The sequence below is a fragment of the Chryseobacterium sp. OV279 genome, from assembly GCF_900128945.1.
GTDB lineage: Bacteria > Bacteroidota > Bacteroidia > Flavobacteriales > Weeksellaceae > Chryseobacterium.
The window spans coordinates 82,054-95,707 of the sequence record NZ_FQUD01000006.1 but is presented as its reverse complement, the minus strand read 5'-3'; the positions used below and the strand labels follow the sequence as shown (position 1 = coordinate 95,707).

The following is a 13,654-nucleotide window of genomic DNA, read 5'->3' as shown; positions in this document are numbered from 1 at the left end:
AAAAAAATGAAAATTCTCCTTTTAGATAAAAACCATCCTCTCATCACAGAGCAGCTTCTGGCTAAAAACTTTGTGCTGGAAGAGGATTTTACGTCTTCCTACGATGAGGTTTGCCATAAAATTGAAAATTATGACGGAATCATCATCAGGAGCAGAATTCCTTTGGATAAAAACTTTCTTGAAAAAGGAAAAAATCTGAAATTCATCGCCAGAGTGGGAGCGGGAATGGAAAATATTGATATTCCTGTTGCAGAGCAATTGGGAATACAGTTGATCAATTCTCCCGAAGGCAACAGAGATTCTGTCGCGGAACACGTTGTAGCAATGTTGCTGATTCTGATGAACCGCCTTTTCATCGCTTCCAATGAAGTGAAAAACGGAATCTGGAAACGGGAAGAGAACAGAGGCGACGAGCTTCTTGGAAAGACAGTAGGCCTTATCGGATACGGAAATATGGGAAAAGCTACGGCAAAGAGATTCTCCGGATTCGGATGTAAAGTTGTTTTTCATGATATTCTTCCCGGACTTGCTGATGAGTATGCTTCACAGGTCAGTCTGGAAGAACTACAGCAGTCTGCAGATATTGTAAGCCTGCATATTCCGCTTACTTCTGAAACCCACTATCTTGTTGATGAAAAGTTTATTTCAGGAATGAAAAAAGACTTCTATTTTGTCAATACCGCAAGAGGAAAAAATGTAGAAACTAAATATCTAGTTGATGCTTTGAAGTCTGGGAAAGTAAAAGGCGCGTGTCTGGATGTTCTTGAGTATGAAAAAGCATCTTTTGAAAACCTTGAAACAGAAAATGAAGATCTCAAGTATCTTCTGGAATCTGAAAAAACAATTGTAACCCCACACATTGCCGGCTGGACGCATCAGAGTAAAGAAAAACTTGCTCAGGTGATTGTAGATAAAATTGTAGAGAGCTTTGCAGGGTAGGTAATCATCCTTGCTGAAGGTACTGATCTATTTTTGACGTAACCTTTCCAAATGATTTTCACTAAATAATATTTTTACTTTCAAATAATAAAAAAGCACAGATCGTAAGATCTGTGCTTTTCCATTTATTGCCGGAAGCTGGTATATTTACATAGCAAAAGGCAATTTTTACGTATTGTTTATTTTTTTATGAGTTTGTGTGTACTCTCAGATCCATCGGCTGTTGCAATTTTAATAAAATAGGTGCCGGTAGGAATTTGTTGCAGGTTTAATTGATTTGTTTCACCTACTTTGTTCAGTAATACTTTTCCTGAAGCATCTAAAACCTGTACCGATTTAGTGATGTATTCTGATTTTATAAAGATCATTTCTGAGGCAGGATTTGGGTACAGCAGTAATTTTGTCTTGCCTGATTTTATTTCTTCAACAAGTAACGAAGGCTCCGAGCAGTTTGGAGAAAAACTGTCTCCAACAAATGTCCAGCCCTTGTTGTTAATTAAATGGTTACGATATAGTTGGCCCCCGTTTCCATAAGTTCTTCCAACTGCTCCTACGAGTCGTCCAAGTGGAGAATTAGGATTTTCAGCCCAGCCTTTTAATGTTGCCCCATAATTTCCACAATCTAAACCACTATAGCCAAAAATTTCTGTCATATTCACTATTGGCGAAAGTGTCCAGTTGCCTAAATTCTTATTAAAATTATTGTTAGACCAAAACATGCGAGACATGTCGGTAACATTCGATACATCCCAAGAGGAAATGTCTTGGTTGAAACTTGGATAAGAAAACATTTGAGCCATATTGGTAACATTTGAAGTATTCCAGTTGTTTAATGGTTGGTTAAACGCCTGAGATGCTTCGAACATCAGTGACATATTCTGAACATTTGACACGTTCCAGGTATTAATATTCTGGTTGAATGCCTTTGCACGATTAAACATTGAACTCATGTTAGTCACATTTGAAACATTCCAATTACCAATATCCTGATTGAATGCATCAGCATAAAAGAACATCTGGCTCATATCTGTAACTTTAGATGTATTCCAACTACCGATTGGCTTATTAAAAGCCTTGGCATTAAAGAATAAATTACTCATATTGGTCACGTTGCCCACATTCCAGTTGTTAATATTGTTTACAATGGATAAGTTGGTACAACCTGAAAAAAACGAGCTTAGATTGGTAACTTGTGAAAAATCGGGAATATCAGTTGCTGTAATTTGAATATTCGCATATCCGGAAAACATTCCTGATAAATTAGTATTCCAGGTTATTTGCCCCCATTGTGTTAGTTCGACCACTTTATCTGCATCAGTCCCGGAACCAAGTCTAAAAGTGCCGGTAGGCGTAATTGAAATAGCATATGTTCCTATTGAAGGAACGTTTATTTCTGTTAAACCCGTATTTCCATTTCCATTACCTGTAACAGTAGAATTGTTGGTCTTTACATATGAGTAGCTGTAAACGCCTTGGGTATTTAATTTTATTTTTAGGCTGTTAGCATCGGTCACCAAAAATTTTAATATCAGTGGCGTCTGTGCCCCTAGAGCACTAATGGCCAAAAAGAAGAAAGAGAAAAAGTAAATTTTTTTTAACATTTTTATTAATTTTTATTGAGCGCAAAAATACATATTTCCCATAAATAAGACATAAAAACAAAAATTAAAATTGCAAATAATCGCCTGAATTCCGTATAAATTATCCTTTTTAGCGTTGATTTATCTAAAATATATATTTATAAAAGAAATCTTATTGATTTTTTACACTTTAAAAAATAAGTGCTTAATCTAAATTATAAGAAAGTTTCCACATTGAGAAGATTTGTGTCATTTGATTTTATATTTTTCAAAAGCGCATTTGATAATGTTAAATAATTCATAATGTACGCTCCGGATTGAGGATTTATTTTGAGTTTTATTAAATTGCTGCTCATTTTTTGATACTCATGACGACGCGTAATTTAGTACTTATTGTAACTGTTTTTTTATCCCTTATTTCCTGTAAAAAAGATGCTGATTCCAAAAAGGCTTCAGCAGAAAATACAACCAACCTTCCGAACTATGGAAACGTAGATCTGAACAGTGTTTTTACCAAAGCTGACAGCCAGCTTGGTGACAAAGGAATACTCACGGGATATATTGATCAGTATTACAAAAAAATCTGGGAAGGAGGAAACCTGAGTGGAGGGATTCTGGTAGCAAAAGGAGACGAAATTCTATATGAAAACTACAGAGGTTTCGGAAGAGAAGGAAACCAGATGCCGATTGATAAAAACACGCCGCTTCATGTGGCTTCCGTTTCAAAAACTTTGACAGCCATGGCGATGTTGAAGCTGGTAGAAGCCGGAAAAATTAAACTGACAGATCACCTTACCCAATATTTCCCGGGATTCCCTTATCCGAACGTTACGGTGCAAACCTTACTGGATCAGAGAAGCGGTCTTCCGAAATACGAATATTTTATTCCCAAAATACAGCCGGCTCCGGCAGAATTATCAAAGCCTTTCATTACCAACCAGGATGTTCTGGACATGATCATCAAGTATAAGCCGGATCTTGCAAGAGATACAGATACAGGTTTTATGTACTGTAATACCAATTTTGCGATGTTGGCTCTCCTGATCGAAAAGATCACAAAAACTCCTTTTCCACAGGCGATGAAAGAAATGATATTTCAGCCTCTGAAAATGGAGCACACTTATATTTTCCAGGAAAAAGATATTCCTACGGCGGCACAATCATTTTATTACGGTGGAAACAGATTATATCCTCTGGACAGACTTGATCTTATTTATGGAGATAAAAATGTCTACACTACGCCAAGAGATCTTTACAATTTCTCAAAAGCCATGTATTCAAAAGATTTCTTAAAATCTGATTTGATGCAGATGGTTTTCACGCCATACAGCAATGAAAAATCAGGAATGAATAATTATGGGCTGGGTTTCAGGATGAAAATTTTTGACAACGGAGAGAAGCTTACCTACCACAATGGTTGGTGGCACGGGACCAATTCCGTATTTGCACACCTTCTGAAATCAAAAGTGACGATCGTAGCGATTGGAAATAAATATTCGAATCAGGTGTACACAGCCCTTGCTTTATCAGGATTATTTGAAGATTTTCCTGTTCAGAAAGATAAACTCCACAGTGTAATGAACGACAATAAAGATACTTTGAATGCCGGACATGAAGTTTTTGGAGAATAATGTTTAATTTTGTTAAACATATATGAAAAGACTTCTTCTATTATTCGTTATCTGTTTTCTTGTACACTCATGTGCAAGAGTAGGGGCTCCCGTTGGTGGTCCGAAAGATACCCTGGCGCCAAAGTTTTTAAGTTCAAATATTGACACCACAAGAGTCAATGTGAAAAGAGACATCCATGAGCTCAGGCTGGATTTTGACGAATATATTACTTTAAAGGATATTAATAAAAACCTGATCATTTCTCCGCCTATCAAAAGTATAAAGCGGATCCTTCCTTCCAATATCGCCAATAGGTATGTGATGATCCAGTGGGAAGACACGCTTCAGGCAAATACCACCTATAATTTCAACTTCGGAAATTCAATTGCAGATAATAACGAAGCCAATATTCTCCGCTATTTCAATTTTGCTTTCTCTACGGGAGATAAACTTGATGACCTGTACATCAGTGGAGATATTATTGATGCCACGGCGATTAAAAAGAAACAGGGTGAAAATAAGCTTGTTGTAGGCCTTTATCAGGTAAAAGATACCATTAATTATAAGCAGAAACCGTACTACATCACCAAGGTAGATGAAGATGGCTATTTCGAACTTAATTATCTGACAAAGGGAAAATACAAGATCATCGCTTTTGAAGATGAAAACGGCAATTCTGTATATGATCCGGGAAAAGAAAAGATTGGTTTCCAAAAAGATCCTGTAGATGTTGAAAAGTCTATTTCAGGAGTAAAATTAAAAGTATATCCTTCCAAAAAGCCTCTGAAATATGCTGAGATGAAAGAAAATCCAGGTGGAGTTATCATGACATTTGAAGGAAATCCGGAAAGTGTAAAAGTAGCTTCTGTAAGCGATAAACTCAAGGATATAAAATTCACTCACCGTCCGAAATCAGATACCGTAAGGATTTGGTTTGATCCGGTAAAAAGTGATGTAGGACAGACTGTAACAGAGAATCTTAAATTCAGTTATGATACGGGTACTAAACAGGATACCGTATCCGTTTTCTACAAATACAATAAGAAAAATGCCATGGATCTTGAAAATGATAACGGAGGACCTGCATTGGCCCCGAATTCTGATTTTAAGATTAGATCCAATTATATCATTGATAAGATAAGCCCTGAAAAATGGGTGCTGAAGAGCGACAGTTTAACCACTCAGGAATTTACAGCGAAAATTTCAGAAACAGATCCGTACCAGATCATGATTCATTCAGATTTTGTACCGGGTAAAAAATATCAGCTTACTGTTCCGAAAGAAACCGTTTCATCGTATTATGCTAAAAATGTACAGTCAAAACGTTTTGATTTCGAAGCAGAAAAAGTAGAACAGTTCGGAAGTCTGGCGTTTTCTATTCAGAATGCTCCGGAAGCCAGTTATTGGATCCAGCTTCTGGATGCTTCGGACAAAGTGGTTTATTCAAGATATACCAAAGGGGACAAAGTGAAATTTGACATCCTGAAACCTAATGAATACATCGTCAGGATACTGGTAGACAACAACGGAAATAAATTCTGGGACGTAGCCGATTTCGAAACGGAAACCCCTGCAGAAGATTCTTACGTATTCTACAAAAAAGCCATTGTGAGGCCACTTTGGGAAACCAAAGAAGACTGGGATCTGAAAGACACCAGAACACTGGATAACCCTAAAGGAACGGTTGCTCCTAAACCTGCAGAAACTCCAACGGAAGAAACCCCGAAAGAAACCGTACAGAAGGAAGTAAAAAAAGAACTGAAGTCAGATTCCGGAAACGCAGTACTGACACCGGTAAAATAGAAATATGAAAACGGTAAAAAAAGTATTGTTCTGGACATTGGTCGCATTTGCGCTGATCCAGTTTATCCCTATTGACAGGGTGAATAAGCCTGTTGATAAAGCAGCTAATTTTGTGGAAGCAAAGAAAACTCCGGAGAAGATCAGGGATCTGATAAAAGGAGCCTGCTACGACTGTCATTCCAATGAAACAGTATATCCTAAATATGCTTACCTCGCCCCTATTTCATGGTCTGTAAAAAGCCACGTGAATGAAGGCAGAGAGCACCTGAATTTTTCCATTTGGGGAACTTATAACAAGGAATTAAAGGAGAATATGCTGAGCAAAGCTATTCAGACGGTTCAAAATAAAACAATGCCTATGCCGGGCTATATTGTGTATCACAAAGAAGCCAACCTTTCCGAAGCCGAAAGAACACTGATGGTTCAGTACTTCGAAGAGATGCTGAAATCTAAATCTTATTAAAAAACTGAGTTCAGGTTAAGATATTTTTTTTAGACATCAGACATCAGACATCAGATGTGAGATTGAAGACTTTTCAAGGGAATTTTATCAGCTCAGTATGTTTTGGGATGATGATTTCGTGGTTTATATATGTTATACCCATATAGTTTTAACCACCAAAATTCCGTACTTCTCAAACTCATCACTCATAATTTATAACTCAAAACTCTTATCCAAAGAAAATCCCACAGATATCACCGTAACACAGTATTATTGAAAACAGCTGTGTTTTTTGTGAGATCTGTGGGAGATATTATAAGTTTTTATTCACATATTCCTCAAAAAACTTCTTCTGAGAATCAAAAGCAATGTCGTTAAGATCCAATGTACTCAAAGGAATCCAGACAGCTTCTGATATTTCAGAAAGCTCAAGACTGACCTCAAACTTTTCCTGAACCGTATACTCGTAGAAGAGATCGATCGTATTGTAATCAATTTCCTTATACTGATACACATTCGGAAGGCTGGTCAGATACTTTAAATTTGAAATATCCACATCAAGCTGAAGTTCTTCGAAAAGCTCTCTTTTACAGGTTTCCTCAGCACTTTCCTTCGGATCTACAAAACCTCCCGCCAAATCCAGTTTTCCCTTTTTAGGATCCCTGTTTCTTCTGGTAAGATAGATTTCATCACCACACCGGATAACAACGGCTACTGCGCCGGCTACGTTATTGTAAAGGGTAAACCCGCATTCAGGACAGCTCCATTTCTTTTCACCGTCCCAGTGAAGCGTTTCTTTGCCACAGCTTGGGCAATATTTCAATACTTTCATCTGTTTAAAATCGTTTTTTCAAAATTCAGATGGAACTTCGTATCACTGAGCAATATTAATATTTCTCGGGTGATAGTTCAGGATCACATCCCGAAGTTCTTCTGTCTTCAGATGGGTATAAATCTCCGTAGTGGTAATACTGGAATGTCCCAGCATTTCCTGGATATAACGAAGGTCTGCACCATTCTGTAAAAGGTGTGTTGCAAAAGAATGTCTGAACGTGTGTGGAGATATTTTTTTGCTTACTCCTGCTTTGTCTGTAAGTTCCTTGATGATCAGAAATACGATCACCCTGGACATAGATGTTCCACGGCTGTTAAGAAACAGCGTATCCTCATACTTTTTATTGATCTTATTGGTAGAACGGACCTCGTTGATGTAGGTTTCCAAAAGTTCAGCAGTATAATCTGCCAAAGGAACGAAACGCGTTTTATTGCCTTTTCCGTTTACTTTGATATACTGTTCTTTGAAATTGATGTTCGAAATTTTAAGGTCAATAAGTTCCGAGACACGTAATCCGCATCCGTACAGAACTTCAATGATACAATGATTTCTCTTTCCGAGATCAGAATTGGCCTCGATGGCTGCGATGATCTTATTGATATCCGGCAGGCTCAAGGTGTCAGGAAGATATAATCCCAGTTTCGGGCCTTCAAGCAGTGACGCAGGATTGTCTTCTCTGAACTCATCCTCAAGAAGAAACTTGAAGAAAGCTTTGATAGAAGAAATCCATCTTGCCTGAGATCTTTCGCTGAACTTCTGTTTGGAAAGATTGAAGATATATTCCTGTAAGTTTTCATAGCCTATAGCATCCGGACCGACGTTTTCCAGATCCACTATGGCATAATCTTTTAATTTTTTGATGTCTCGAATATAGGCATCGAGCGTGTTTTCTGAAAAATTTCTTTCGAAGCGAAGAAATATTTCAAAATCTTTGATCTTTTCATCCCAAGTCATTTGTGCTTATTTTTTTAGTTCACAGTCCGATATTTGTTCTATTTCAATATTATGGTTTCTCAGGAACGAAATCCCGTGGTCGTCTGAATACTCATTGATATACACAAGTCTTGTAATTCCTGCCTGCAGAATCAGTTTGCTGCATTCTTTGCAGGGCGACAGCGTTAAATATAACGTGGCACCTTTTGCAGACTGAGTGGAAGCGGCCAGCTTTAATATCGCATTGGCTTCCGCATGAAGTACATACCAGTGTGTTTTCCCCTCTCCATCTTCACAGCAGTTTTCAAACCCCGAAGGCGTTCCGTTGTAACCATCTGAAATAATCATCCTATCTTTTACGATAAGTGCTCCTACCTGTTTTCTCTTACAGTAGGATAGTTTTGCCCACTCCTGGGCCATTTTTAGATAAGCTTTATCAAACTTATTCATACCGCAGCATTAGTTTTTTTCGAAATAATTTGGATTAAAAATCTTAGAAGTTAGGCTTCCTTTTCTCTAGGAAAGCGGTAACTCCTTCTTTCTTGTCTGCAAGATCAAAAAGTTCTCCGAAATACTTGATTTCAGATTCAAAACCTTTATCCGTATCAGACAAGTTAACGGCTTGGATGGCCTTTGATATAGCCATTGGTGAGTTGCTGGCTATAATACTTGCTAATTCTTTTGTTTTGGTTAATAATTCTTCAATTGGGTATACTTCATTCACCAGTCCGATTTCCTTTGCTCTTTGAGCGGGAATCATTTTGGCAGAGAAGATCAGTTCGTTGGCGATGCCTTTTCCTACTAATTTAGGAAGTCTCTGTGTTCCTCCATAACCCGGAATCAATCCCAAAGTTACTTCCGGAAGCCCCAGTCTTGCATTCTCTGATGCATATCTGATGTGGCACGCCATAGCAAGCTCTAAACCACCTCCTAATGCAAAACCGTTTACGGCCGCAATCACGGGTTTAGATGTATTTTCAATTTTGTTGAACAGGCTGTTTTGCCCGTTTCTGGCCAGTTCTTCGGCTTTTTCCTGTCCAAAATCACTGAATTCTTTTATATCTGCTCCGGCTACAAATGATTTTTCTCCGCTTCCTGTTAGAACAATTGCTCTACAGGTGGTGTCAGCGTTCAGTTCATCTATAGCTGAGCCAATTTCCTGAATAGTCTTCGCATTAAGAGCATTTAAGCTCTGAGGTCTGTTGATCGTAATGACAGCAATCCTGTCTTCTTTTTCTAATAATATATTTTCGTAACTCATTTTTCCACTTTAAAATATTATTTTCTGCAAATTATAAATTTTTTACAAAAAAAAGGAAAAAATATTGGTTTTTTTTCCTTTTAATTGATTTATCTTTCAAAATACTATTTCGAATGATTCATCATATTCGCATCTATATTGACATGAAGCTGAGATGCCACTTTCATGCCAAGTTCAATATTAGTCCTGAAAAAGTGACATAACTGACGGTTGATGATCTCGTCTTTTTTAGGTCCCGTGATTCCTTTCATACTTCCCACGATGTTGCTGATTAGGTGTTCTCTGTCTTCAGCGGTCATAGATTTTGTGTACAGTAATCCGGGTTGGGTATAGTGGTCGTCGTCGTTTTCGTTTCTATTGTAGCTGGCAACATGGGCACTGTCCAGTTCATACTCGTAATTTTTATACGAAGGATCCGGTTTTACATTATCAAAACTGTTCGGGAAATAATTAGGCTTGTCCTGATATTCACTTGAATCTGCCATGAAACCATCTCTCTGGTAGTTGTTGACCGCAAAAGGGCATCGGTTCACTTCCAGAAGATGAGCATTGACTCCCACTCTGTATCTGTGGGCATCAGGATAAGAGAATAATCTTCCCTGAAGCATTTTATCCGGAGAAAAACTGATTCCGTTAATCAGGCTGCTTGGTGAAAAAGCAGACTGCTCTACGTGTGCAAAATAATTAACAGGTACTTCATTCAGCTCCATTTCTCCCACTTCGATCATCGGGTAGTCATCGTGGAACCAAACTTTCGTTACGTCAAAAGGATTCCATCTGAAATCTTTTGCCTGCTCTTCCGTCATCACCTGGATAAACAAGGTCCATTTCGGGAAATCTCCGTTTTCGATGGCGTTGCAAAGATCTTCCTGTGCAAAGTCCGGATTTTCTCCCGCCATTTTTACTGCCTCGGCATCCGTAAAGTTTTTAATTCCCTGTTTTGTTTTAAAATGGAATTTTACCCATACCCTTTCATTCTTATCATTGATCATCGCGAAAGTATGAGATCCGAATCCATGCATATGTCTGTAGCCGTGAGGTGTTCCTCTGTCGGACATTAAAATAAGAACCTGGTGAAGAGACTCAGGATTGTGGCTCCAGAAATCCCACATCATCGTGGCACTTTTTAAATTGGTCTTTGGTACTCTTTTCTGGGTGTGGATAAAGTCCGGGAATTTTTTAGCATCCTTAATAAAGAATACCGGTGTATTGTTTCCTACCAGATCCCAGTTTCCGTCTTCGGTATAAAATTTTAAAGCAAAACCTCTCGGGTCTCTTGCGGTGTCTGCGCTTCCTTTTTCTCCACCCACGGTAGAGAAACGGGCAAACATCCTGCATGAGTTTCCTACTTTTGAAAATAATTTCGCTTTGGTATACTGGCTGATGTCATGAGTAACTGTAAATGTTCCATAGGCACCGCTTCCTTTGGCATGTACAATTCTTTCAGGGATTCTTTCCCTAACAAAGTGCGCGAGATTTTCCTGAAGGATAAAATCCTGCAGCAGGACAGGCCCTCTGGGACCTACGGTTTGTGAGTCCTGGTGTTCAAAATAAGGAGCGCCATTGCTTAGCGTTAATTTTTTAGAATCCATAGAGTTATGATTTGTATGATTGATTTACCTTGTAAACTGTCTTATGCAGACGTATGAAATATCAAATTTACTTGAATTTTTGATTACTAATAGCAAAAACATTTTATCTTTGTAATAGATAATATTAATCAGATGAACATTCAGCAACTGGAGTATCTTATCGCTGTAGATAAGTACAAACATTTTGGTAAAGCAGCTCAGGCATGCTTTATTACGCAGCCCACGTTAAGTGCGATGATACAAAAATTTGAGGATGAACTGGATGTGAAGGTGTTCGACAGAACTACACACCCGATCCGTACTACAGATGTAGGGCTTCAGATCATTGATCAGGCAAAGGTAATTATAGAATCTGTCAATGAGCTGAAAAATAAAGCGAATCTTCTGAATAATATTTTAGGCGGAACGATCAATTTAGGAATCATTCCTACGGTTTCGTCTTTCATTTTACCAACAGAAATCTTTAAGTTTTTGGAAGACAACCCGAAAATCCAGATGAATGTGAAGGAAATGACCACAGATAATATCATCAAGGCTTTAAAAGCCGGTGAACTGGATGCTGGAATTATTTCTACACCCTACGACACGGCTGATGAATTCTATCAGGATTTCCTTTTCAATGAGGAACTGATGATTTACAGCTCCAATACGGAAGCGAATAAAAAGAATTCTTATATCATCCCTGAAGAACTGAACGTTGAAAAAGTTTGGCTTCTTGAGGAAGGGAACTGTCTGAGAAACCAGTTTGAGAATATCTGTCATCTGAAAGAAAATACACTGAAACCTAAAAATCTTGATTTCCTGGCTTCCAATATTCAAACATTGGTGCATATGGTAGACAAGGTAGGAGGGATCAGTATTCTGCCGGAATTAGCGTTGAGTCAGCTTTCTGATGAGCAGAAAGAAAATGTGTTCAGATTCAAAAAACCTTTCCCTTACAGAGAGATCAAGATCATCTATTATAAGCCAACTTTCAAGCAGAAGATTATTGATGAATTATCTCATTCTATCAAGAGTTCTTTAGAGCAGAAGCTTAATTATCACATCAACCCGAAAGAGTTTGTGAGCATTAAACCGCAATGAACTAAGAAGTCCGCAAAGTGATATAAATCATTAATTTTAAGAAAATTATAATTAATAAGCAAAAATCTTGAGTATTAAAAAAATAGTACTTAAATTTGCAGACGTTTATAAACGAGGAAAAATTTGACCTGATTGCAACCTCTCTAAAAATATGCTAAAACAGTATTCTTTTTTGGGCAGTTTATTCTTATTTTTCTTCACTTATTTTAATCTAAAAAACAAAGAATAATATGTCTTATCTATTTACATCTGAATCCGTTTCAGAAGGACATCCGGATAAAATTGCCGACCAAATTTCCGATGCATTAATCGATCATTTTTTAGCATACGATAAAAACTCTAAGGTAGCTTGTGAAACCCTTGTAACTACTGGACAGGTAGTACTTGCCGGTGAAGTGAAGTCTGACGCCTATCTTGATGTTCAGACCATTGCAAGAGACGTTATTAACGGAATTGGCTATACGAAAGGAGAATATATGTTCAATGGTGATTCTTGTGGAGTAATCTCCGCGATCCATGAGCAGTCTCCGGATATCAACCAAGGGGTAGACAGAGCAGTAAACGACGAATCTTTCGAGGCTAAGGCAAACGCACAGGGAGCTGGTGACCAGGGGATGATGTTCGGTTATGCAACTAACGAGACGGCTAACTATATGCCTCTTGCTTTAGACCTTGCCCACACGATTCTTAAAGAACTTTCTGTATTGAGAAGAGACGGAAGCGAAATCGCTTACCTGCGTCCTGATGCAAAAAGCCAGGTGACTATTGAATATTCTGATGACCACAAACCGGTAAGAATTGATTCTATCGTAGTGTCTACACAGCACGATGACTTCGGTACTGAAGAAGAAATGCTGAACAGGATCCGTGAAGATATCAAAAGTATCCTGGTTCCAAGAGTAGTGGCTCAGCAGACTGAAGAGATCAAGGCTTTGTTCAATGATCAGATCAAATATCACATCAACCCTACAGGGAAATTTGTGATCGGTGGTCCTCACGGAGATACAGGTCTTACAGGAAGAAAAATCATCGTAGATACTTACGGAGGAAAAGGAGCCCACGGTGGTGGTGCTTTCTCTGGAAAAGATCCGTCCAAAGTAGACAGAAGTGCTGCTTATGCTACAAGACACATCGCTAAAAACTTAGTGGCTGCAGGAGTAGCTGACGAAGTTTTGGTGCAGGTTTCTTACGCAATCGGTGTTGCTGAACCTTGTGGTTTATATATCAATACCTACGGAACTGCGAAAGTAGATCTTAACGACGGTGACATTGCTAAGAAAGTGTCTACTATCTTCGATTTAAGACCTTATGCTATTGAGCAGAACTTAAAATTAAGAAACCCGATCTACCTTGAAACGGCTTCTTACGGACACATGGGGAAAGAGCATTATACCGCTGACAAAACATTTAATAAAGGCCAGAAGAATGAAATTACCCTTACAGGTCTTGAGTTCTTTACCTGGGAAAAACTTGACAAAGTAGACGAAATTAAAGCCGCTTTCGGTATTTAATTTTTTCTTCAGAAATAATAAATAGACTGCTTTATCTTTGGGTAAGGCAGTTTTTTTTAATTTT

At 38.1% G+C, this 13,654-nt stretch carries 12 protein-coding genes; 6 read left to right on the top strand and 6 right to left on the bottom strand.

Going from position 1 to position 13,654, the window contains the following annotated elements; translation table 11 throughout:
- The first annotated feature begins 6 nt into the window (after positions 1-6).
- Entirely contained in the window at positions 7-939 is a 933-nt protein-coding gene (locus BUA72_RS23110; RefSeq protein WP_072925565.1) for a 2-hydroxyacid dehydrogenase, read from the top strand.
- Between the two features lie 179 nt (positions 940-1,118).
- Here the strand turns inward: BUA72_RS23110 and BUA72_RS23105 are convergent, their stop codons facing one another.
- Complete coding sequence (locus BUA72_RS23105) at positions 1,119-2,540, bottom strand: BspA family leucine-rich repeat surface protein (RefSeq protein WP_072925562.1); 1,422 nt, start codon at positions 2,538-2,540, stop codon at positions 1,119-1,121.
- 347 nt (positions 2,541-2,887) lie between these two features.
- Here BUA72_RS23105 and BUA72_RS23100 point away from each other — a divergent pair, with 347 nt between their 5' ends.
- Genes BUA72_RS23100 through BUA72_RS23090 form a run of 3 tightly spaced genes read left to right on the top strand, consistent with a single transcriptional unit; the run spans position 2,888 to position 6,396 of the window.
- Positions 2,888-4,150 carry a serine hydrolase domain-containing protein gene (locus tag BUA72_RS23100; RefSeq protein ID WP_072925559.1) on the top strand — a complete coding sequence of 421 codons (1,263 nt, stop codon included), beginning with the start codon at positions 2,888-2,890 and terminating at the stop codon, positions 4,148-4,150.
- A 22-nt stretch (positions 4,151-4,172) separates the two neighbouring features.
- Complete coding sequence (locus BUA72_RS23095; protein ID WP_072925557.1) at positions 4,173-5,933, top strand: Ig-like domain-containing domain; 1,761 nt, start codon at positions 4,173-4,175, stop codon at positions 5,931-5,933.
- 4 nt (positions 5,934-5,937) lie between these two features.
- Complete coding sequence (locus BUA72_RS23090) at positions 5,938-6,396, top strand: heme-binding domain-containing protein (RefSeq protein WP_052202425.1); 459 nt, start codon at positions 5,938-5,940, stop codon at positions 6,394-6,396.
- Between the two features lie 292 nt (positions 6,397-6,688).
- Here BUA72_RS23090 and BUA72_RS23085 read toward each other — a convergent pair whose 3' ends face one another.
- The 5 genes from BUA72_RS23085 to BUA72_RS23065 form a co-directional block, all read right to left on the bottom strand.
- A complete protein-coding gene (locus BUA72_RS23085; RefSeq protein WP_072925554.1) occupies positions 6,689-7,207 on the bottom strand; it encodes an NUDIX hydrolase in 519 nt (172 codons plus the stop codon).
- Positions 7,208-7,249: 42 nt separating this feature from the next.
- Positions 7,250-8,164, bottom strand: a complete 915-nt coding sequence (xerD, locus tag BUA72_RS23080) for a site-specific tyrosine recombinase XerD (RefSeq protein WP_034726960.1) — start codon at positions 8,162-8,164, stop codon at positions 7,250-7,252.
- A 6-nt stretch (positions 8,165-8,170) separates the two neighbouring features.
- The gene (locus BUA72_RS23075) at positions 8,171-8,593 is read right to left on the bottom strand and encodes a deoxycytidylate deaminase (protein ID WP_072925552.1); all 423 of its coding nucleotides are present in this window, start codon (positions 8,591-8,593) and stop codon (positions 8,171-8,173) included.
- A 43-nt stretch (positions 8,594-8,636) separates the two neighbouring features.
- A complete protein-coding gene (locus BUA72_RS23070) occupies positions 8,637-9,404 on the bottom strand; it encodes an enoyl-CoA hydratase/isomerase family protein (protein WP_034726962.1) in 768 nt (255 codons plus the stop codon).
- Between the two features lie 104 nt (positions 9,405-9,508).
- A complete protein-coding gene (locus BUA72_RS23065; protein ID WP_072925549.1) occupies positions 9,509-10,996 on the bottom strand; it encodes a catalase in 1,488 nt (495 codons plus the stop codon).
- Between the two features lie 132 nt (positions 10,997-11,128).
- Here BUA72_RS23065 and BUA72_RS23060 point away from each other — a divergent pair, with 132 nt between their 5' ends.
- Complete coding sequence (locus tag BUA72_RS23060; RefSeq protein WP_034726964.1) at positions 11,129-12,079, top strand: LysR substrate-binding domain-containing protein; 951 nt, start codon at positions 11,129-11,131, stop codon at positions 12,077-12,079.
- 230 nt (positions 12,080-12,309) lie between these two features.
- Entirely contained in the window at positions 12,310-13,590 is a 1,281-nt protein-coding gene (gene metK / locus BUA72_RS23055) for a methionine adenosyltransferase (RefSeq protein ID WP_072925546.1), read from the top strand.
- Positions 13,591-13,654 lie beyond the last annotated feature (64 nt).

What these genes read in the sequence shown, in the direction of transcription:
- BUA72_RS23095 (WP_072925557.1), top strand. Translation starts at nt 4,173, where the DNA reads ATGAAAAGACTTCTTCTATTATTCGTTATCTGTTTTCTTGTACACTCA.
- BUA72_RS23070 (WP_034726962.1), bottom strand. Translation starts at nt 9,404, where the DNA reads ATGAGTTACGAAAATATATTATTAGAAAAAGAAGACAGGATTGCTGTC.
- BUA72_RS23065 (WP_072925549.1), bottom strand. Translation starts at nt 10,996, where the DNA reads ATGGATTCTAAAAAATTAACGCTAAGCAATGGCGCTCCTTATTTTGAA.
- BUA72_RS23085 (WP_072925554.1), bottom strand. Translation starts at nt 7,207, where the DNA reads ATGAAAGTATTGAAATATTGCCCAAGCTGTGGCAAAGAAACGCTTCAC.
- BUA72_RS23100 (WP_072925559.1), top strand. Translation starts at nt 2,888, where the DNA reads ATGACGACGCGTAATTTAGTACTTATTGTAACTGTTTTTTTATCCCTT.
- BUA72_RS23060 (WP_034726964.1), top strand. Translation starts at nt 11,129, where the DNA reads ATGAACATTCAGCAACTGGAGTATCTTATCGCTGTAGATAAGTACAAA.
- BUA72_RS23090 (WP_052202425.1), top strand. Translation starts at nt 5,938, where the DNA reads ATGAAAACGGTAAAAAAAGTATTGTTCTGGACATTGGTCGCATTTGCG.
- BUA72_RS23075 (WP_072925552.1), bottom strand. Translation starts at nt 8,593, where the DNA reads ATGAATAAGTTTGATAAAGCTTATCTAAAAATGGCCCAGGAGTGGGCA.
- BUA72_RS23105 (WP_072925562.1), bottom strand. Translation starts at nt 2,540, where the DNA reads ATGTTAAAAAAAATTTACTTTTTCTCTTTCTTCTTTTTGGCCATTAGT.
- metK (WP_072925546.1), top strand. Translation starts at nt 12,310, where the DNA reads ATGTCTTATCTATTTACATCTGAATCCGTTTCAGAAGGACATCCGGAT.
- BUA72_RS23110 (WP_072925565.1), top strand. Translation starts at nt 7, where the DNA reads ATGAAAATTCTCCTTTTAGATAAAAACCATCCTCTCATCACAGAGCAG.
- xerD (WP_034726960.1), bottom strand. Translation starts at nt 8,164, where the DNA reads ATGACTTGGGATGAAAAGATCAAAGATTTTGAAATATTTCTTCGCTTC.